A 19,066-nucleotide genomic window follows, 5' to 3' on the forward strand; every position below is an offset into this window, starting at 1 on the left:
CTCTTAAGATACTGATTTTCAGGGATTTAACCTAATTTTTCAAGCATATATTTCATTGATTTTTAAATATTTACAAACAATAAATTGGGTTTTTTCAACCCTTAATTCGCATTTATAATAAAGAAATGCAAGTAATGCCCCCAAAACAATAGCTCCCAACGTGGAGATGTGAAAATTACCGTTAAGGAAAAACCAGCCGGAGAAAGCAAGTATCGAGATCATACCGCTGATGGTCGCCAAACCGTCCACTCCGTCAATCAGATTAAACCCATTTACAATAAATATCACAAAAAGAATGGAGATGGCCATGCTGGAAAAATAATCAGGCTGAAGACCGAAAAAGCCATGAAAATCGGTAAGTCGCAAGTCTCCAAAACCAACAATGATAAAAGCAGCCAGAATCTGTCCCAACAATTTCACCATCGGCGCAGTAATCATTATGTCATCTTTGATACCAATGGAAAATATCACCAATAATGCTGGAATAATAAAAGGAACGGCTCTGATATCAAACCAATCAATATATAAAGAATAGGTAAATAGAATGCCTATAAATATCCCGAGACCTCCCAGGTTAGGCACTGCCTGCTTGTGAATCCGCCTTTTTCCGGGTTCATCAAACAAATTCTTTGCATGCGAAACTCTTAAGATGGTGGGTATCGAAAGAAAAACCAGCAAAAAAGAGAGCATTGCAGCAAACAAAACCATCAGAATAGTAGAATAATCAATCATCTGTTCAATCTTTCCAGGTTAGTAACCCAATGTAAGTCATGGCAATATAACATTACCACAAATCAATGTCCATTATACCTGATACAAGGGTAGCATTTTTCTATTATACCCCCCGTCATCAATCAACAGGAAATACAAAAAATACGAATTTCTTTCCGGTAAGGTTGTGAAAATTGGATATCCGATTAACTCAATTTTCCACAGAAACTCCATAAGTATCCTGTTTATAAACCATTTAATCACGTCACCAACTTCAATGCAGGCAAATAAACACTGAAAAAATATAACTTTCGGGTAAAAAGGCCCTCTTTTTACTTAAAATAAAAGAGCATAAGTATTTCGGTGCAAATTTATAAAACCCTTTTGAGAAAGTTAAATTTATGAATGTTTAATTTTAAAAAAGAAAACCATAAATTTGGCAGTTAAAACCGGACACAATATTCCATTATGCAAAAAAATATGACTTTTCTGCCCAGCAAATTAAATTTCCGGACTGGAAACATCCTTTTGTTTTTTATCCTCCTGAGTGTTATTTCCGGCTGTATTCCGCAAAGAGAGACGGTTTATCTGCAAAATCAGGCAGAGGACCGCAACTATAAAAACCCATATTCCGACCTAACCACCATTACCGAACGATATGTATTGCGTCCAAACGATTTGCTCTACATCCAGGTCAATACAAGTAATCCCAAACTTTCTGAATTTTTTAATCCAAACAGATCAGGTGGCAGCAGCAATCAACAGAGTCAGTCATTATATACGTATTTGGTGGACGACAGCATGAATATTGATTTCCCTTTTGTGGGAACCATCAATTTTGAAGGCTGCACACTCCAGCAAGCCAGAGAGAAAATGGAAAATGTTTTGATTCCTTTTGTCAGTGATGCACACGTAAAAATTCGCCTGGCCAGTGATTCATTTGTGATTTTAGGCGAAGTAGGCAGTCCGGGCCGTATCCAGATGGGCAAGGAACAAATCACCATTTATGAAGCAATAGCCCTGGCAGGAGATGTAAGAACATTCGGTAAACGCAAAGAGATAAAAATTGTGCGCCCCGATGGCGATGGGTATAAAACGTTTTTTGTGGACATTACAGACGAGAATATTGTTGGCTCGGACGAGTATTATGTTTATCCCAACGATCTGATTTACGTTCGCCCCATGAGAGCCAAAAGTTTCGGTATCGGAGAGACTTTCTCCTTTGGCATCATCAGCTCCGTTCTTGCCCTTTACCTGACCATTGAAGCGATTTCCCGCTAATAAAACTGCTAAAGCACTCCGATGACAATGCAACAAAACAATAAACTTCATCAGTTACGTAATCAGGAAAACCAGCATCAGTCCTCCCAATTCATGCTGGACTATAAGAAACTGTTATTCGACTTGCTTCGTTTCTGGTGGTTATTTGCCATTACCATTCCCCTGGCCCTGGGAATTGTTTTTGCCATTCACCGCTACTCCTCACCCATTTACAGAGCCTCCATGTCATTGCTAATGGAAGAACGGGGAACCGAAAACTCCAGAGAAAGCATGATGGAAGGTTTCGGGCTTACTCCCGGACAAAGAAACCTCGACAATCAGATTGCAGTATTGACTTCAAGGGATATCATCCGCCAAACGATCGACCAACTGGACTTTAATATCAGCTATTTTGCCGCCGGCAGATTAAAAAATACAGAAATTTATTCCAATCCCGGATTTCGTATCCGTCCGGATTCTTCGTCGGCTCAAATTTTAAATGTGCCGATTTACCTCACAGTTCTAAATGAAAACCAGTTTGAACTATCCGTAAAGGCAGAGGGGTACAGCACTATAATTTACAACAACGAGTCCACGCAGGGAAGCCAAAGTGTTATTGATTTCAAAGAAAAATTTAACTTTGGTGAATTGGTTGAAACTCCATGGCTGAGAATTATTGTGGAAAATAACGGTCTTTCTGCAAGTCCCGACAATGCATATTACTTTCAATTCAATCATCCTGAAAGTCTCACATCCCGGTATTCATCAGTCCTCTCGGCACAAAAAGCCGGTGAAAACTCCTCCATTGTCAACATTTCAGTTACCGGACACAATCATCAGAAGAACACGACCTTTCTGAACAAACTATCCGAAACCTTTATCAATGCCAATCTGGAAAAGAAAAATCAGATTGCTACCAACACCATTAATTTCATTGAGGAGCAACTCATTATCATCTCAGACTCTTTATCTCAGAAAGGCACAGAATTAAGCACCTACCGTACCGAGCACCAGATTCAGAGTATCAGTTCTGAAGCAGAACACCTGTTTACCCAGATTCAGGAATTAACCACCAGAATTTCGGAGAAACGATTAACCTTCAATTACTACGATTATCTGGATAACTACTTCTCGTCCGAAAATGTGCTAAACAAAGGCCTGGCGCCGGCTTCTTTCAATATCGACAATCCTATCATCTCCACCCAGATCAATAAAATTCTGGAATTAAATAATGAACGTCTGACGCTTAACGGACAGAGCAACCCTTATAAAAATGAGCTGGACAAACAGATTATGGTAGCACGCAACACGCTTATTGAAGCCATCAACAATCAGAAACAGATTATAGATGAATCCATTGTCCGGTTGGAAGAAGAAAAACGCACAATTACCAGCCAACTCTATCAGTTGCCCGAGAAAGAACGTCGCTTACTGGGTATAGAGCGTCAGTTTGATCTCAACAGTGAGGTTTACACATTTCTGCTCAGGAAGCGTTCGGAAGCACAAATACAAAAAGCCTCCAACACCTCAGACCATTCGTTGCTGGAGAAACCGCGTTTTACAGGAACGGTCTATCCTAAGACCAACTCCAATTATCAAAAAGCACTTTTTGCTGGTATTTTGCTCCCCCTGATATTTTTGGTATTGCGGCAACTGCTCAACAATCGCATCACCACAGCCGATGAGATCGAAAAGCTTACTTCTATTCCGATCATTGGGCACATCATGCACAGCCATAAAGGCGTTACCAATGTTGTGAACAATCACCCCAAATCGGTTATTACAGAAACATTCCGGAGGGTAAGAACCCGACTGGAATATCTGACCAACAATGTTAAGACCCCGGTTATTGCCATATCCAGTTCCATGCCGGGCGAGGGAAAAACCTTTTGTGCCCTCAATCTGGCTGCGGTTTTTGCCTATTCTGATAAGAAAACCGTCATCATTGGCTTTGACATGCGGAAACCCGGGCTGAACAAAGTTCTCAATCTCAATGATTATGATGGTTTATCGCAATACTACATAGGAAAAGTAAGCCTGGATGATATTATTCACACAACCGATCAGGACAATTTATTTGTAATCCCATCCGGAGCCATTCCTCCCAATCCGTCAGAACTCATCTCTTCACCCAAAACAGATGAACTGTTTGAGGAACTCAGAAAACGTTTTGATGTGATGATCCTGGATACACCGCCAATGGGCGTAGTTGCCGATCCCGTTTTGCTGGCCCGCAAATCGGACACTTTATTATTCCTGGCACGCCAGAATTACACCATCCGTGAAGCCTTTTACCAAACACTAAAACACCTGGAGACCGAAGGAATTTCCAATACCGGGGTTCTTTTTAATGACATTCAGATTAAAAAAGGCCGGAAAAATGGCAAATACGGTTATGGGTATGGATATGGATATGGTTACGGTTATGGCTACGGTTATGGACATGGTTACTATGAGGAGCAATAGCACAAAACAATCAACCAGAAAGATGAAGTTACGAGCGCAAATCTATTTTGTCACTACAATACTGCTATTTATTGCCGGTCAGAACCTTCGGGCACAGGTTTACAACAGCTGGAACAATCATGCATTGAATCCGTTGGAGAGAGTCCTGGACATGCCCGGACAAAACCTGCACAGCTCGGTGGGCCCTGTTCGACTCGACGAGATGGCCAAATATCACAATGTTGATTCACTCATCCGGCGGGGATTAAAAAAGCCATCGCATCATCAGAATATTTTTGGTCGCTTCCTCTCCGATGATCTTCTATCGTGGGATGAAGATGATGTCTGGATTCGCATCAACCCACTCTTTAATTTTGAAATTGGAAAAGACAATGCAGCCGGTGAAAACTGGTTTGTCAATTCCCGCGGGGCAATGATTGAAGGACAGCTGGGCAAGAATGTTGGCTTTTATGTGGATTTATATGAAAACCAGGCCACTTTTCCCGCTTACATCGACCAGTTTGCAAACGATAGGGAGGTCGTTCCCGGCCAGGGGAAGCGAAAAGACTTTGGGGATGACGGTCACGATTTTGCCCAATCTACAGGATACATCAGCTACAATGCAGGACGCTATTTCAATTTTCAGGCCGGATTTGGGAAGCACTTCATCGGAGACGGGCACCGCTCCCTTTTTCTTTCTGATGCCGCTTACAGCTATCCATACCTGAAAATGACCGCAACCTTCCTGAAAGCAAAATATATGGTTATGGTCAGTGAGCTCAAGCACTTTTACCGGGATGCAACTCTGGGGGATACACGATACCGTTCCAAATATGGCGCTTTTCACTACCTGAACTGGAACATAGGCAACCGTTGGAGTGTGGGCCTTTTCGAAAGCGTTGTCTGGGCTGCCAAAGATACTGTTGGACATCGTGGGTTGGATCCCAACTACCTGGTTCCTTTGGCGGTGTACCGACCAATGGAATACAATCTGGGATCGCCCGATAATATGACCATGGGGATCAACCTGAAATACATCCCCTGGAAGAATGCCGCATTGTACGGTCAGTTTGTTCTTGGAGAATTCAAAGCCGATGAAGTTTTTTCAGGCAATAAATGGTGGGCCAATAAGCAGGGTTTCCTGCTCGGGTTGAAATCCTATGATTTTTTGGGGATTAAAAACCTGGATTTCCAGACAGAATACAGTCAGGTAAGGCCTTACACCTACTCTCATTATCAACCCATTACCAATTACGGCCATTACAATCAGGAACTGGCCCATGTGCTGGGGGCCAATTTCAGAGAAAGCATAACCTTTCTGAGGTACCGGATAAACAGGTGGCATTTTGAACTTAAGAATCAGATAGCCACCAAAGGACTCGATTATGATGACGAAGTAAGTTACGGTGGAAACATTCACCGGCCTAATGTCACGCGCCCTGCGGAATACGGGCATACCATCGGTCAGGGATTAAAATCAGACCTCACACAAACTGAATTCAATGTGATGTTTTTGATCAATCCCAGGAATAACATGAACCTGCAAATGGGCATCAGAAAACGAAAAATGACCAATGAGTTGGAAACATCTGATGGCACCTATTTTTATATGGCTTTCCGCACCTCGTTGCGCAATATTTACTACGATTATTTTTAATCTGAGAAGTTCACAAATCAGCCTAAATTCTCTTTTTCACCGCTGTAGCGGGATTACCCCGGTAAATTGTAAAAGGTTCCATAATAGCAGGAGCTACACTATGTACAGCAAGTACAGAATGCGTGTGACAAACTGCATTTCCGGGAACAATAGCATTGGCTCCAATCCAAACACCATCCTCCAGCACAATCTCTCCTACCATTAAATCAAAGGTCTCTTTTCTATAATCGTGATTTCCACAAAGCAGAAGGGCCCCCTGCGAAAGACAACAGTTGGATCCGATTTTCACTTTTGTGAGATTATCGATCCACACCTCCTCGCCTATCCAGGTATGGTCTCCCACGCGCAAATTCCACGGATATTTGATATTTACACGGGGCTTGACCACCACCCCCCTGCCTATTTTTGCCCCAAACAATCTCAGCAGAAAAACCTTTAGCGACGAAACCGGGAAAAATCCATTGTTAAAGAACAGTGAATTAACAAAATGCCAGATAGTCCTGATTAGAATACCCCTGCCCGGATGAAACCAACTATTGTCGTATTTGGACAAATCAACTTGCATAATCTCATTTTTGATGTGAATATAATAAGAAACTGTTTAATGTTTGTCCATAAAGTACCATTTACAGCGTTACGCTTGCCCGAAAATTCCTCATCCCGGTTGTGCTTTTTGTTGGTTTTTTGTTCAAAAAACCTTACAAAAGCTACTTCGGGACTGCGGATTTTCGGGCTTCGCAAGCCCCCGAATAAAAATCGGGGCAGGCTTTGTAACCGGCACTTTCTTGACAAACAAATGACCAGAAACAAATTTTGCTTAGTTTATAGATCGGCAATATTTACACTTCACCATTTACAAATAATCTACCCCAATGGCCAACCATCTGCAACATACAGAAGACAGGTAAGATGTAAACAGGCTGAAAGCCTGATAGCAATAGCCCAGGGGTTTGAGGTATCCCCCCTGCCCCGATCCTTCGGGGACGCAAGTTGTACTTTATGGATAGAAACTAATTAGAGCCTGTCTATAAACTAAGCAAATTCTTTTTTTAGAGCTGTTTCTGGTCAGAAAGTCCCAATTGCAAGGCTTGCGAAGCCGCCAAAAACGGAGTTTACTAATCGTAAATGAGTATTTTGGCGGCAAACGTAACGACGCAAGTGGTACTTTATGGACAGAAACCCATTAAGCTTCAAACAATTCACAGTAAATCAGGCAAAACTGATAAAAATCAATTTCCCTGAAGAAAAACTCTTTACGTTATTTCATATTTATCGTAAATTATCAAAAAATAGTTAACCTTATTATCCATTTTCAGGAACCTTCATTATCCGTTGGACGACAAAGGCTTTTGCCTGTGGATAATACTAAATCTTATTCAGATGAAGGCATTCAGGTATCTACTCAGCACACTGCTGCTTGTGGCTCTGCTTACAAGTTGCAGTGACAAACCCAAAATCGGGTTTTTGATGGACACACTCGAAATTGAACGCTGGCAAAAAGACAAAGAACTGTTTGAAAAAAAGATAGAAGAGATGGGAGGAACTTTGATTGTGAGTGTGGCCGAAGGAAATTCGCCAAAACAACTGGAACAGGCCATGGAGATGATTTACGACCACGTAGATGTACTGGTAGTCATTCCTGTTGATCTGTACTCTTCCAGGGATATAGTGCGCGAAGCACATAAAAAGGATATTCCGGTTATTTCTTACGACCGAATGATCCGGGATTGCGACGTTGATTATTATGTATCTACCGATAACATCAACATCGGTGAACTGCAGGCAGATTACCTTTCCAGGATTATCCCTGTTGGCAAATACGCACTTCTGGGCGGGCCGCAGAAAGACAACAACGCAGCCCTCCTGCATCTGGGATGGATGAATGTTCTGCAACCTCTAATTCAACGGAAGGACATAGAAGTAGTACTGGATCAATACGTGGAGAACTGGAATGCAGATGAAGCCTATGTGCTGATTAACGATTATCTGAATGGTTCAGATTCTGATCTGGATGCCATAATAGCAGGGAATGATGAACTTGCAGGGGGCGCTATCAGGGCACTTCAGGAGCACAATCTGCAACGCGAAGTGCTGGTTGCCGGACAGGATGCAGACTTGGAAGCCATTCGAAACATCGTCGCCGGCTATCAAACCATTACCATTTTTAAACCCATAGATGCCATGGCCCACACTGCAGCGGAAATGGCCATTAAAATGGCTGAAGACGAAGAAAAATTCAATACCAATGTAACCGTTCACAATGGATTTAAACTCGTTCCTTCTGTTTTACTCTCAGCTCAGGTGGTTGACCGCCAGAACATAAAAATGACGGTGGTATCAGAAGGTTTTGTGAATGAGGAGGAGATTTATGAATATGAGGTAGAGTAATGCTCTTAGCTCATAGCTCTGGGCTATGTCACCTGGGCGCTGACTAAAGAGTGCCCGTCTATAAAGTCGGGAAAGTTTGTAAAAAGTCATGTGTCTGGTCAGAAAGTGCCAGTTGCAAGGCTTGCGAAGCCGCCAAAAACGGAGTTTACTAATCGTAAATGGGTATTTTGGCGGCAAGCGTAACGACGCAAATGGTACTTTATGGACAGACACTAAAGATGGTGGATTTTGAGATATGAAGGTCTCAGAATCCACCATCCTGTTTATAAATATTACATTTGTAGAAAAAAGAATTCTATGCTTCTGGAAGATACCATATGCGCTATATCTACCGCTCCGGGGAGCGGTGCCATTGCCGTTGTCCGTATAGCCGGGCCAAACGCATTTGAAACGGTTGAAAAAATTTTTCATCCGGCTGGAAAAAACAAAAAACTGTCCAGTCAACCGCCCCACACAGCTCATTTTGGAACCATTCACAACGGCACGAAAGAGATTGATGAAGTAGTGGTCACCATCTTCAAAGGTCCACGCTCTTTTACAGGCGACGACATCGCCGAAATTTCCTGCCACGGAGCCCCTATTATTCAGCAGGAGGTTCTTCACCTGCTCACCGATAACGGAGCCCGTCTGGCCCGCCCCGGAGAATTTACCCAGCGTGCTTTTCTTAACGGGAAGATGGATCTTAGTCAAGCTGAAGCAGTGGCCGACCTCATCGCAGCCCGCAGTGAGTCAGCCCGCCGGGTAGCCCTTAAACAGATGAAAGGGGGTTTTTCCAATGAACTGATCAACCTCAGAAGTAAACTCCTGGAATTTACGTCGCTCATTGAACTGGAACTGGATTTCAGCGAAGAAGATGTGGAGTTTGCTGACCGTGTGCAACTCGTCGCCCTGGTTGATGAAATTGACAGCGTTCTCAGTCGCCTGATCAACTCCTTTTCGTTGGGAAATGCCATCAAAAACGGTATTCCCGTAGCTATTGTGGGGCATACCAATGCCGGAAAATCGACCCTTCTCAATGCCATGCTGCAGGAAGAAAGGGCCATCGTCTCGGATGTTCACGGCACCACACGTGATGTGATTGAGGATGTGATGAACATCGAAGGCATCACTTTCCGGTTTATCGACACAGCCGGCATACGCGACACCATTGATAAGGTGGAAAGCATGGGCATCGCCCTCACCTATAGTAAAATTAAACAGGCCTCCATCGTTATTCTGATGATGGATGCCCGCGATGAAGACGAAAAAATCCATCAGGCCGTCTCGGATGTTAAGAAACACATGGAAAAGGATGACCAGCAACTCATCGTGGTCATCAACAAAACCGACCTGGTAGATCCGGAAACCACTGCAAAACGTTTTTCCGAAGAGACTTTCCGCGAACTCACAGGTACCGATGCCATTGTCCCCTTATCGGCCAAAAAGCACATCAATCTGGAAGCTTTAACTTCCCAACTCCTGAAAACAGTAAACCTGGGAGCCCTGAATCACAATGAAGTCGTCGTCACCAATGCCCGCCATTACGAGGCTCTTAAAAATGCACGCGAAGGCATTATCCGCACCCGACAGGGACTCGAAACCGGCCTCTCTGGCGACTTTATAGCACAGGATATCCGCGAGGTATTACATTACCTGGGGGAAATTACGGGTCAGATATCTACTGATGAAGTACTTGGGAATATTTTTAAAAACTTTTGCATTGGAAAATAAATCCCTCATAACCGGCCCGTTAAAACAATAAACCATTACCCATGAAGATTCAATACTGCTCAGACTTACATCTCGAATTTTCCCAGAACACTCAATATCTTCAGGATAATCCAATTGAACCAATTGGGGACATTTTGATTTTGGCAGGGGATATTACTTACTGGGAAGAAGAGTACTTCAAGCACTGGTTTTTCGATTATGTCTCCGATAACTTCAAATCTGTTTATTATATCCCGGGGAACCATGAGTTCTATACCGGTAAGGAAGTTCAGATATTAGATAAGCCGGTATTTGAACCTTTGAGGGATAATGTTTTTCTGGTCAACAATCAGGTTGTAAATATAGAGGGCATAGATTTCTTTTTCACCGCTTTCTGGTCACGCATACCTGTTAGTGAATCATTGATTATTGAGCGACGCATAAATGATTTTTACAAAATAAGGCATAAGGGAAAGAAATTGAGAAGTGATGATTTCAATAGGCTGCATGAAGAAAGCCTGGATTTCTTAAGCCGAGAACTCCAAAATTCAACTGCAGACAAAAAAATTGTAGCTACACACCACATTCCGACACAGTTGTGTAATCCGGAACAGTTCAGAAATTCAATGATTAATCCGGCTTTTGTATCTGAACACTATGACTTTATCGCTGAAAATCATATTGATTATTGGATTTACGGGCATCACCATGTGAATATGCCGGAAACTGAAATCAATGGCACAAAGCTTCTGACCAATCAATTGGGATATGTGCATCTGGGAGAGCATCATTCTTATAGAAGAAATGCTGTAATTGAAATTGAATAAACCCAGGAATGAGAATATGGGCAGAATGCTAAGCAATTACAGGATACTTACAATTATCTAAAAAATGCTCTCCCCTATCGCTTGCACCAAAAAAGAAAGGCCTGCCGGCATTCCGACAGACCTATCTAACCTTAACCCTAACCCAAGTGCTAAAATATACCAGATACTTGAGGTATGCAAATAAGATTTTGTTATCCTTCATCAATGGCTATAGCAGAATCAAAAACAAGGACTACAGATAATCAAAATTCATTTTTCACTCAGAAAATTTTTTGATAATTTCATGCTAAATCCCTTATTTTACTATTTACCATGACTTTGAAAGAACTCCATAACAATACAAACTGGCCATCAGTAAGGGAAAAACTCTTTTCATTATACCCGGATCTAAAGAAAAAAGAAACCGGCTATCAAAAAGTATATGAACAATTGTCCTCAATTGAGCCACAAAAAAGCACTTCTGAGATTATATTAAGTTTCATTGAGGAAGAGGAGCCAGAATACGAATCTTATATCCACCTATCAGCGATTGAGACCAATTCGAATCCCCCAGAATCATATAGTCCGATGTTCTCTTCCTGGGAAGAGTGGATGGGAATGTCCATCAATGAAAAAACACTAAAAGATTTTACCCCTTCAGAGATCCTGTCCCATTGCCTCCTTGAAATGACATTGACCGGATTTGACCCGGAGACCAGGAAGAAAACTGAAGACGAACTGTATAAGCAAAGTTTGAAAATGAGATAAGGCAATTAATTCCACATTTTCTAGCTGCTGCACATTCTATACTATGTTAAGACGATCAACTCTGCGAAACCTCAAAGACCTTGGAAAATGAGAATAATACCGACAATTGAAAAATACTTAATCGAAATAATGGCTGACGAGTTTCATCGATTTACATCATGGGATAATTGTCATCTAGCGTTTTCCGCGTCTCAGCAATCCGAGATTCATTCATTAGAATTGGCTTTTTATTTAGCAAGTTGGGGAATGTATAGAGGCTCGAGTGGCTTATTACAGAAGAATCACTTAATCCATAGAGGTGCGGTTGATATTTTGTTTTCAAATGAAAACCAGAAATTAAAATGCAACTCAAAAAATGATGTGGTTAGAGGTAATATCCCTGACATACTGGATTTAAAGATTAAATTGGCTAACCATTACAGAAAGATATATTTCACAAAAGGAGAAGAAAAACCAAAACCAATTTCAACGACAGATACACTGTTGAGTAAGATACTACTAGGAACTTTGGGGTGCGTTCCAGCTTTTGACAGGTATTTTATTGATGGTCTAAAAGAAGTTGAGATACAAAACAAAGTGTTTGATGACGCTTCATTGAATGAGTTATTTGATTTTGTTGAGGAAAATAGGACTGAAATAAAGGACGCTCAAAAACTGATACTTACAAAAATAAAAAAGTTCTACCCAATAATGAAAATCTTGGATATGTATTTTTGGCAAATAGGGTATGACAAAGAATTGATGCAAAAACAAGAGAAGGAAATATCAGATGAAGATTCCTAATTGCAAATTCTGTCTTCACGAAGACGGCCTTAGGGTAAGAACAATTCGGAAGGATAACTTTATAACTATTTGACCTTATTACATCTAAACCTCACACATTGATTGACATATTAATTAGTTAGATTCGAGGTGAGTAAAATTTTCAAGATAACCTATCTGTAATTTGTTCCTTTATAGAGTAAGGAATTTTTTTCACATGGCTATCAATCTTCTGAAGTTTCAAATTTTCCTTTAAACTTTTAAAGTTCATATCTTCAAGTCTCTCGATGTTTAATAATGAAGTTCTATTATGAACCAAGTCATTATTTAATCTGTCAACATATTCATCAAGATCACCACCTATACTGAACTTATTTTCAGTTTCAGAAAGCGAAAAATTCATCATAATATCAAGGTAGTCTTTTAACTTAATTTTTCGCGAATCACGATATTTATCTTCATAAAATACAGCAAGCCATTTGTTAAGTGTTTTCTTATCAATATTTAGTTCTTTTGCAATACTTGCTTTGGATGTGAAATTAATTTCTAACAACCTGTTTAAAGACTTTTTAGGCCCCCCTGTTTTACTTTCCGGAAATATTAGTTCATTTATAACTTTATCTCGCTGCAAATCTTCAAGGAAGCTAAACAAGCTTTGTTTTTCAGTTTGTGTCATAGAACAAATTGTTGATTTTGCTCTACTTTTGATATGTATTAAAGCATTAAACAATTGAATATAATTATCTGAATATACTAAAGGATAAAAAATATAATAAAGCTTATCTAGGTTCAAGTCACAGAGTAATCTTTCAAACCCCTTCTCCTCTAAAACCCCATTAACGGCATAATTTTGCAAAGCGGCCCTTGCTTCTTTCTCACCATTAAACCTTAAAGTTAGAAGACGCTCAAATACCATTAAGGATGTTTCCTTTTTTCTTTTGCCCATTTTTTTCTCAAGGACTCGCTTCAGCATATTATTTTTTTGTTCTATGTATTAGTGAAATACGTATAATTACGTACGTCAAATTTAAAATTATCGGGGATTTTTTAGCCTGACAATTTTAGCACCTACTAAATTTGAATTATCAAACTTTAAAAATAAGCAAAATGAGTAAGAAAATGACAAGTAAAGCAGCAGCACGAATTCAGTCTGCATCAGCAAAATCAACGGGCAAAGTATCAAAAGGAAGTTTCTCTTCCAGAGCCTCTAGCGCAGCCGCGAAAAACGGCAAAAAATAGCCCATATATTGTACAAAAACGCTTCAAATGAAGCGTTTTTGTACAATACTGATTTTTGCATTGCTCATATTCTCTCTTAGAACTTGCTCACAAGAATCGATATCTTCTGTCAAATTACAGGAAGCATTAATATTTTAGCAGATGATATCACAAGTGTTCCGAATTCTTTACCCTTGCCATTTCTTAAAATTCTCAGCCTGCTCAAAAATCTCTTTATACACCTCGTCCCGGTCAACCGGGGGGTAATCATTTTCGGCCAGGAGGATGATTAAATCGGCTTTTAGTTCCGCTTTTATGTCGTCTCTTTTGCTCCAATCGGTGTATTTGGCTTTGTCGTCAACGACTTCTTTGACTTCCGAAGCTAAATGAATGAGTTTTTCCTCCGGATAGGCAAAATCGTATTTGACAGTCAGGGCTTTTAAGATGTCGTAGAAAGCTTTTTCTTCGAAGTCTATTCCCAGATCATTAAATGACTCCCTTTCCCTTTTCAGGGCATGGTAGAGATCAATTATCTCGTCGGTAAAATCTTCCAGAACCTCGCTCCTCAATACATCGCTTTCTTTTCGTTCATTATATTTCTCGACAAGCTGCTGCATTTTTTTAGTGAATTGGATTCCCTTAGTTCTATTCGTTTTTTTGAATTCACTAATTGCTTTTGCCAGTAATTGTTGTAATAATTTAATCTTTGTGTTAGGTAATTTTATTTTTTCAATCCTGGCAAGATAATCATCATCAAATATGTCTGTTTCTCCGTTCTTGTCTTCATTTAGTTTAAAAATCCCCTCTACCCCTTCACTGTTTAGCGCATCTTTAATCATTTCACGCACTTTGGCATTCATCTGTGCGGTATCAGGAGCTGTTCCTTTGGTGAGTTTGAAAACTATGGAACGAACGGCCAAATAGAAATGAACGTGGTCTTTCTCTTTTTGAGATAGTTTTTCGCTGGCAGAACAAATATCATAAGCTGCTTTTAAGCGCTTCACCAGGAACATGAACCGTTTTTCCAGTTCATTGGTCATCTGGACAAATTCGGCTGCCATATTCAGCGTATTGAGCTGTTCAACCGGACTGCCGGTAAAATATTTTGAGCTGTCGAACTTATGGAAAATTCTTCCCAGCAAATCGAGATGGTCTTTGACCACTACAACAGATTGCTCTATATCCTCAAAGTTATGGGTATCGGCCTTGTTGTAATGCGCCAGAGCCAGATTCATCTGCTTTTTAATACCGATGTAATCGACCACCAGTCCTTTTTCCTTGCCCTCAACCTTGCGGTTGACTCTTGATATGGTCTGGATAAGGTTATGGCGCTGAATAGGCTTATCAATATAGATGGTATCGAGGAATGGCACATCAAAACCGGTCAGCCACATATCCACAACGATGGCAATTTTAAAATTTGACTTTTCATTCTTAAACTGCCTGTCCAGTTCTTTGCGATATTCTTTAGTGCCAAGTATATTGTATAATTCTTCCGGGTCGTCTTTACCCCTGGTCATCACCATTTTTATCTGGGATGGATGAAGCTCCTGCTTCATCTCTTTTGTAACATAGCACCCAACAAACCTAAAAGCATTGGAACTTTGAGGCAGATTTGCTTTTCCTGGATTATTCAGGATATATTTTATTGTATTGTTAAAATGCTCTTCGTCACGAATAAACCTGTCCCAATAATCAGACATCCAAAAAGAAGTTGCATCAGCCGCAATTCTCAAATTATATTTCTTATTATTGGCCAAAGCCCATTTACCGGTAAACGATTTCCAGGATTGAACTATCCTGAATAAATCGTTTTTGGTATGTATCAACACATGCACATGATTGGGCATTATGCTCCACGCCAATAAATCATATTTATTGCCATCATGATACTTTAATGCCTCAAAAACAACCTGTGCCATTTCGGGATGTTCCAAAGCACAACACCCATAACCTGCATCAAGGAATTCTTCATACAGTTTTCTCAATTCTTTCTTCTTTTTCTCATCAGAAAGAGTGCTAATCTGCTGATCAATTTCCTTTAATTTTTCCTGAGGTAAACTATCAGCCAAACGGAAAGTGATAAATTGAACCAATCCCTCTTTATTGCGGTGTGGCAGGTTACGAGAATACCATTCTTCGGGTTTTCCGTAATGTTTGGTAAAAGAGGATGCATAGTTATTCACGGAGCGAGAGCTCCGTGCCCCCAGGTAAGCAATAATATTTTTATAGAACTCATAAGCAATCGATCGGCTGCTGCAGACAAACATTGCTTTTCCTTTAATGGTTGCTCCTTCAGCCACTCTGGTCTCATAGTGGTTTACAAAGTCTTCTGCCAATGCTTTCAGACGATCGGGATCCCCCAATATCACATTCATATTGGTAACCGCCTTCTTGCTTTCCTCTATCTGATACTCATTGGTTCCCTCCTCCGCACATCTATTGTAATAATCTTCAATCTTTTGCAGTTCACTATTATTCAGCAGCACCTTGGCTGCGCGTCCCTCATAAACAATCCGGACGGTTATTTCGTCTTTCACCGATTCGGTCATGGTATAGGCATCTACCACCTCACCAAAAACATCCAGAGTAGCATCAATCGGGGTTCCGGTAAAACCTACAAAAGTAGCATTGGGCAATGAGTCATGAAGATATTTTGCAAAACCATAGCTCTTGGTTACACCGTTTGCCGTTACTCTCACTTTTTGGTCAAGATTGGTCTGACTTCGGTGTGCTTCGTCAGAAATGCAGATAACATTACTGCGATTTGTAAGTAAGTCTGTGTCTTCGGTGAATTTATGAATGGTTGTCAGGAAAACACCCCCACTCTGAATATTTTGCAACCGCTCTTTTAGTTCGGCCCTGCTTTCCACACTAATGACGTTATTATCACCAATGTATTCCTTGCCATTGGTGAATTGTTCCGAAAGCTGATCATCCAGGTCGGTGCGGTCAGTAATAAGCACAATCGTGGGACTACTCAACAGTTCGCTGCGCATCAATAGACGGGTTAGAAAAAGCATGGTGTAACTTTTGCCACATCCGGTAGCACCAAAATAGGTACCTCCTTTCCCATCTCCTTCGGGTTTTTGGTGACTTATAATATTTTGAAACAGCTTCTTTGCTCCGTAATACTGAGGATAGCGACAAAGTATCTTGTCTTCTTTTTTTGAAGAATCTGGCAGAAAAATAAAATTCCGGATAATGTCCCGTAAAGTTGTTGTGTTTAGCATACCTCCAATGAGGGTATAAAGGGAACTAATTCCATCCTGCTCTATCATTTGCCTGTCTGGTTCCGACCGCCAGGCATAGAAAAACTCATAAGGGGCAAAGAACGAACCGGCTTTGTTGTTTACACCATCAGAAATAACACAAAAAGCATTGTATTTAAAAAGCTCCGGGATGTCTCGTTTGTAACGGGTGGTCAGCTGAACAAAGGCATCATGAATGGTGCATTCTTCACGAATGGCGGTTTTAAATTCAAATACCACCAGCGGCAAACCGTTAATGTAAATTATCCCGTCAGGGATGCGTTTCTCAAAACCAACAATCTCGAACTGGTTGACAATTTTGTAAATATTTTGGTCACTGTAAGGATCAGGCGCTGCATCCGAAATCCGGGAAAGACTTTCAGGTTTTGGTTCGCGTAAAGCTGTGAGTCCATTAAAATCTATCAGCTGGACATACAGATCTTTTTGAGACCGGTCTTCACGTTTGAGGATAAAACCTTCCGAAACCAACTTCATGATGGCCTTGTTGCTCTCGTAAAGGTCGGAAGCAGCATAGCTTTTGAGTTGCTGAATGATGCGGGTTACCTCCTGGTTTGTTAGTTTTTCGTCCTTGTATTTTGAAAGAAGAAAATTTCGCAAATCAGCCTCTATAATTACTTCATCCAGGGATCGTTGAATATCGCCACCAGGCACATATTCAAAACCCTGCTTTTGAATGAGTTCTATAAAGGCTTGTTCTAATTTTTCTTCGGTAAACTTCATATCTCTTATTTTAGGAGACTTTTCCCTAACGGGGTTAACCTGTATTGTTGCTTGCTGCTTTGGGGCTTGTCCGGTATGGTCATTTCAATGACCCCCTGCTCCAATGCGGGATGTAGATAATTATAAAGAAAGGTCGGTCTATGTTTAATGGAAAGCATTTTCATTATTTGGCTAGCCGAACATATTTCATCATTTATTACAGTCATCAGTTTCCAAACTTGTTCGGTGACTTGTTCGGTGACTTGTTCGGTAACTTGTTCGGTAACTTGTTCGGTAACTTGCGGGGTAACTTCCTCAACAGACGGGAATACCATCCGCAAAAAGTTTTCTGAAAAATGAAAACACTCTTTTTCGTAATGCTCCAAAATTCGTGGAATCCCGGAACCCAGCTGCTCAACCAATTCAAGGTCTTTGTATATACGCATCAACTCTTTGTTGCGCGGAATAGAAAAACCCTCGAAGAATTCTTCCCTGCTCAATCCTTCCGGAAGCGATCCGGCAGAAGTAATTTCAATCCGGTCAGAGAATATTTCAAACTTAGGAGGTATCTCCCGGGTATAATCGTTATGGACAAAAGCATTGATAATGGCTTCTCTCAAAGCAATAGCACTCCACAACCGCTGTTCTTCCCGTTCCCTTGAAGTAATTTTTGTAGCAGTCCGGTTTTCCAAATCAACCTTGTCTAAAACGCTTTTTGTGGCTTTAATGAGTGAACAATAGCCGTACTCGTTGTTTTCAATAAGGTCAACCCGACTTTTACCTTTATATTTGGCCACTTTTATCGACACATTATTTTCGTCGGCCAGCAGGTATGCCGCATAGTTGAGCTTCCCCTCTTCCGTCATCAGTTCAAGATTCTTTTTGAACTGTTTATTGAGTGACTTCTTCTTTGCCTGGTAATAAATGCTTAATTGCTCAAAAGTCAAATCCTGCCGATGGGCTTTTATTTTGCCAATGGAGTTGCGGGTACGTGAGGAAAACAATTTGTCAATCATCTGCTGAGGCATTGGTTCGGCTGCTGTACCAATACGAATGAAACAACCCTTTTCGGTCATTCCGTATTTCTTTTTAAAATAAGGCTTTTCACTGCCACTGGCCACTATGATTTTAATAATGTGTTTACCATTACGTTCTTCCACCACCACATCGAACAAGCCCATGGCCGATGGGGCAATGTTGTGTTTAATGCGGTCTTTTATTTTCAGCATATCCCCATCAGCATCGCTTATTTCGGATACCTTGCCCGTTTTGTCAATACCAATATAGATCACACCCCCTTCTCGGTAGTTCAGGAACGCTACCACTTCTTTCTCCAAATCCAGGTCTTTGGTGAGCTGTGTTTTGTATTCAATGCGGTTGGTTTCGGACAT

14 protein-coding genes are annotated in these 19,066 nt (G+C 40.9%); 9 read left to right on the forward strand and 5 right to left on the reverse strand.

Features of this window, described 5'->3' with window-relative positions:
- Nucleotides 1–39 precede the first annotated feature (39 nt).
- The gene (locus BY457_RS11135) at nt 40–732 is read right to left on the reverse strand and encodes a glycosyltransferase family 4 protein (protein ID WP_258176699.1); all 693 of its coding nucleotides are present in this window, start codon (nt 730–732) and stop codon (nt 40–42) included.
- Nucleotides 733–1,179: 447 nt separating this feature from the next.
- Between BY457_RS11135 and BY457_RS11140 the strand changes: the two genes are divergently transcribed.
- The 3 genes from BY457_RS11140 to BY457_RS11150 are packed head-to-tail and all read left to right on the forward strand — an operon-like array spanning nt 1,180 to nt 6,073.
- Nucleotides 1,180–1,992 (forward strand): polysaccharide biosynthesis/export family protein, encoded by an 813-nt coding sequence (locus tag BY457_RS11140; RefSeq protein ID WP_106153415.1) that lies wholly within the window; start codon nt 1,180–1,182, stop codon nt 1,990–1,992.
- Nucleotides 1,993–2,019: 27 nt separating this feature from the next.
- Nucleotides 2,020–4,437, forward strand: coding sequence for a polysaccharide biosynthesis tyrosine autokinase (locus BY457_RS11145; protein ID WP_258176700.1), 2,418 nt, complete (start codon nt 2,020–2,022; stop codon nt 4,435–4,437).
- Nucleotides 4,352–6,073 (forward strand): hypothetical protein, encoded by a 1,722-nt coding sequence (locus tag BY457_RS11150; protein ID WP_258176701.1) that lies wholly within the window; start codon nt 4,352–4,354, stop codon nt 6,071–6,073. The genes BY457_RS11145 and BY457_RS11150 overlap by 86 nt, the downstream gene beginning before the upstream one ends.
- A 22-nt stretch (nt 6,074–6,095) precedes the next feature.
- Here BY457_RS11150 and BY457_RS11155 read toward each other — a convergent pair whose 3' ends face one another.
- Complete coding sequence (locus BY457_RS11155) at nt 6,096–6,638, reverse strand: WcaF family extracellular polysaccharide biosynthesis acetyltransferase (protein WP_106153417.1); 543 nt, start codon at nt 6,636–6,638, stop codon at nt 6,096–6,098.
- A gap of 815 nt (nt 6,639–7,453) precedes the next feature.
- On the opposite strand from BY457_RS11155, the gene BY457_RS11165 reads away from it, so the two are divergent.
- From BY457_RS11165 to BY457_RS11185, 5 genes are all read left to right on the forward strand, one after another.
- Nucleotides 7,454–8,461 carry a D-xylose ABC transporter substrate-binding protein gene (locus BY457_RS11165; protein ID WP_106153418.1) on the forward strand — a complete coding sequence of 336 codons (1,008 nt, stop codon included), beginning with the start codon at nt 7,454–7,456 and terminating at the stop codon, nt 8,459–8,461.
- Nucleotides 8,462–8,758: 297 nt separating this feature from the next.
- The gene (gene mnmE, locus BY457_RS11170) at nt 8,759–10,171 is read left to right on the forward strand and encodes a tRNA uridine-5-carboxymethylaminomethyl(34) synthesis GTPase MnmE (protein ID WP_106153419.1); all 1,413 of its coding nucleotides are present in this window, start codon (nt 8,759–8,761) and stop codon (nt 10,169–10,171) included.
- Nucleotides 10,172–10,212: 41 nt separating this feature from the next.
- The gene (locus BY457_RS11175; protein ID WP_106153420.1) at nt 10,213–10,977 is read left to right on the forward strand and encodes a metallophosphoesterase; all 765 of its coding nucleotides are present in this window, start codon (nt 10,213–10,215) and stop codon (nt 10,975–10,977) included.
- A gap of 312 nt (nt 10,978–11,289) precedes the next feature.
- Nucleotides 11,290–11,724: a DUF6557 family protein gene (locus BY457_RS11180; protein ID WP_106153421.1), complete on the forward strand. Its 435-nt coding sequence runs from the start codon at nt 11,290–11,292 to the stop codon at nt 11,722–11,724.
- An 87-nt stretch (nt 11,725–11,811) separates the two neighbouring features.
- Complete coding sequence (locus tag BY457_RS11185) at nt 11,812–12,507, forward strand: hypothetical protein (protein WP_106153422.1); 696 nt, start codon at nt 11,812–11,814, stop codon at nt 12,505–12,507.
- Nucleotides 12,508–12,649: 142 nt separating this feature from the next.
- Here the strand turns inward: BY457_RS11185 and BY457_RS11190 are convergent, their stop codons facing one another.
- Nucleotides 12,650–13,459, reverse strand: a complete 810-nt coding sequence (locus tag BY457_RS11190; protein ID WP_106153423.1) for a hypothetical protein — start codon at nt 13,457–13,459, stop codon at nt 12,650–12,652.
- A gap of 134 nt (nt 13,460–13,593) precedes the next feature.
- On the opposite strand from BY457_RS11190, the gene BY457_RS11195 reads away from it, so the two are divergent.
- Complete coding sequence (locus BY457_RS11195) at nt 13,594–13,725, forward strand: hypothetical protein (protein WP_219885159.1); 132 nt, start codon at nt 13,594–13,596, stop codon at nt 13,723–13,725.
- Between the two features lie 167 nt (nt 13,726–13,892).
- Here the strand turns inward: BY457_RS11195 and BY457_RS11200 are convergent, their stop codons facing one another.
- Together BY457_RS11200 and BY457_RS11205 are read right to left on the reverse strand one after the other, a co-directional pair.
- The gene (locus tag BY457_RS11200) at nt 13,893–17,696 is read right to left on the reverse strand and encodes a type I restriction endonuclease subunit R (protein ID WP_106153424.1); all 3,804 of its coding nucleotides are present in this window, start codon (nt 17,694–17,696) and stop codon (nt 13,893–13,895) included.
- Nucleotides 17,697–17,701: 5 nt separating this feature from the next.
- Complete coding sequence (locus BY457_RS11205) at nt 17,702–19,066, reverse strand: Fic family protein (protein ID WP_106153425.1); 1,365 nt, start codon at nt 19,064–19,066, stop codon at nt 17,702–17,704.

Origin of the sequence: Marinilabilia salmonicolor, assembly GCF_003003035.1 — a bacterium.
In the GTDB taxonomy this organism is placed as follows: domain Bacteria; phylum Bacteroidota; class Bacteroidia; order Bacteroidales; family Marinilabiliaceae; genus Marinilabilia; species Marinilabilia salmonicolor_A.

What these genes read in the sequence shown, in the direction of transcription:
- BY457_RS11140 (WP_106153415.1), top strand. Translation starts at nt 1,180, where the DNA reads ATGCAAAAAAATATGACTTTTCTGCCCAGCAAATTAAATTTCCGGACT.
- BY457_RS11190 (WP_106153423.1), bottom strand. Translation starts at nt 13,459, where the DNA reads ATGCTGAAGCGAGTCCTTGAGAAAAAAATGGGCAAAAGAAAAAAGGAA.
- BY457_RS11185 (WP_106153422.1), top strand. Translation starts at nt 11,812, where the DNA reads ATGAGAATAATACCGACAATTGAAAAATACTTAATCGAAATAATGGCT.
- BY457_RS11195 (WP_219885159.1), top strand. Translation starts at nt 13,594, where the DNA reads ATGAGTAAGAAAATGACAAGTAAAGCAGCAGCACGAATTCAGTCTGCA.
- BY457_RS11150 (WP_258176701.1), top strand. Translation starts at nt 4,352, where the DNA reads ATGGCAAATACGGTTATGGGTATGGATATGGATATGGTTACGGTTATG.
- mnmE (WP_106153419.1), top strand. Translation starts at nt 8,759, where the DNA reads ATGCTTCTGGAAGATACCATATGCGCTATATCTACCGCTCCGGGGAGC.
- BY457_RS11175 (WP_106153420.1), top strand. Translation starts at nt 10,213, where the DNA reads ATGAAGATTCAATACTGCTCAGACTTACATCTCGAATTTTCCCAGAAC.
- BY457_RS11145 (WP_258176700.1), top strand. Translation starts at nt 2,020, where the DNA reads ATGCAACAAAACAATAAACTTCATCAGTTACGTAATCAGGAAAACCAG.
- BY457_RS11180 (WP_106153421.1), top strand. Translation starts at nt 11,290, where the DNA reads ATGACTTTGAAAGAACTCCATAACAATACAAACTGGCCATCAGTAAGG.
- BY457_RS11135 (WP_258176699.1), bottom strand. Translation starts at nt 732, where the DNA reads ATGATTGATTATTCTACTATTCTGATGGTTTTGTTTGCTGCAATGCTC.
- BY457_RS11200 (WP_106153424.1), bottom strand. Translation starts at nt 17,696, where the DNA reads ATGAAGTTTACCGAAGAAAAATTAGAACAAGCCTTTATAGAACTCATT.
- BY457_RS11165 (WP_106153418.1), top strand. Translation starts at nt 7,454, where the DNA reads ATGAAGGCATTCAGGTATCTACTCAGCACACTGCTGCTTGTGGCTCTG.
- BY457_RS11205 (WP_106153425.1), bottom strand. Translation starts at nt 19,066, where the DNA reads ATGTCCGAAACCAACCGCATTGAATACAAAACACAGCTCACCAAAGAC.
- BY457_RS11155 (WP_106153417.1), bottom strand. Translation starts at nt 6,638, where the DNA reads ATGCAAGTTGATTTGTCCAAATACGACAATAGTTGGTTTCATCCGGGC.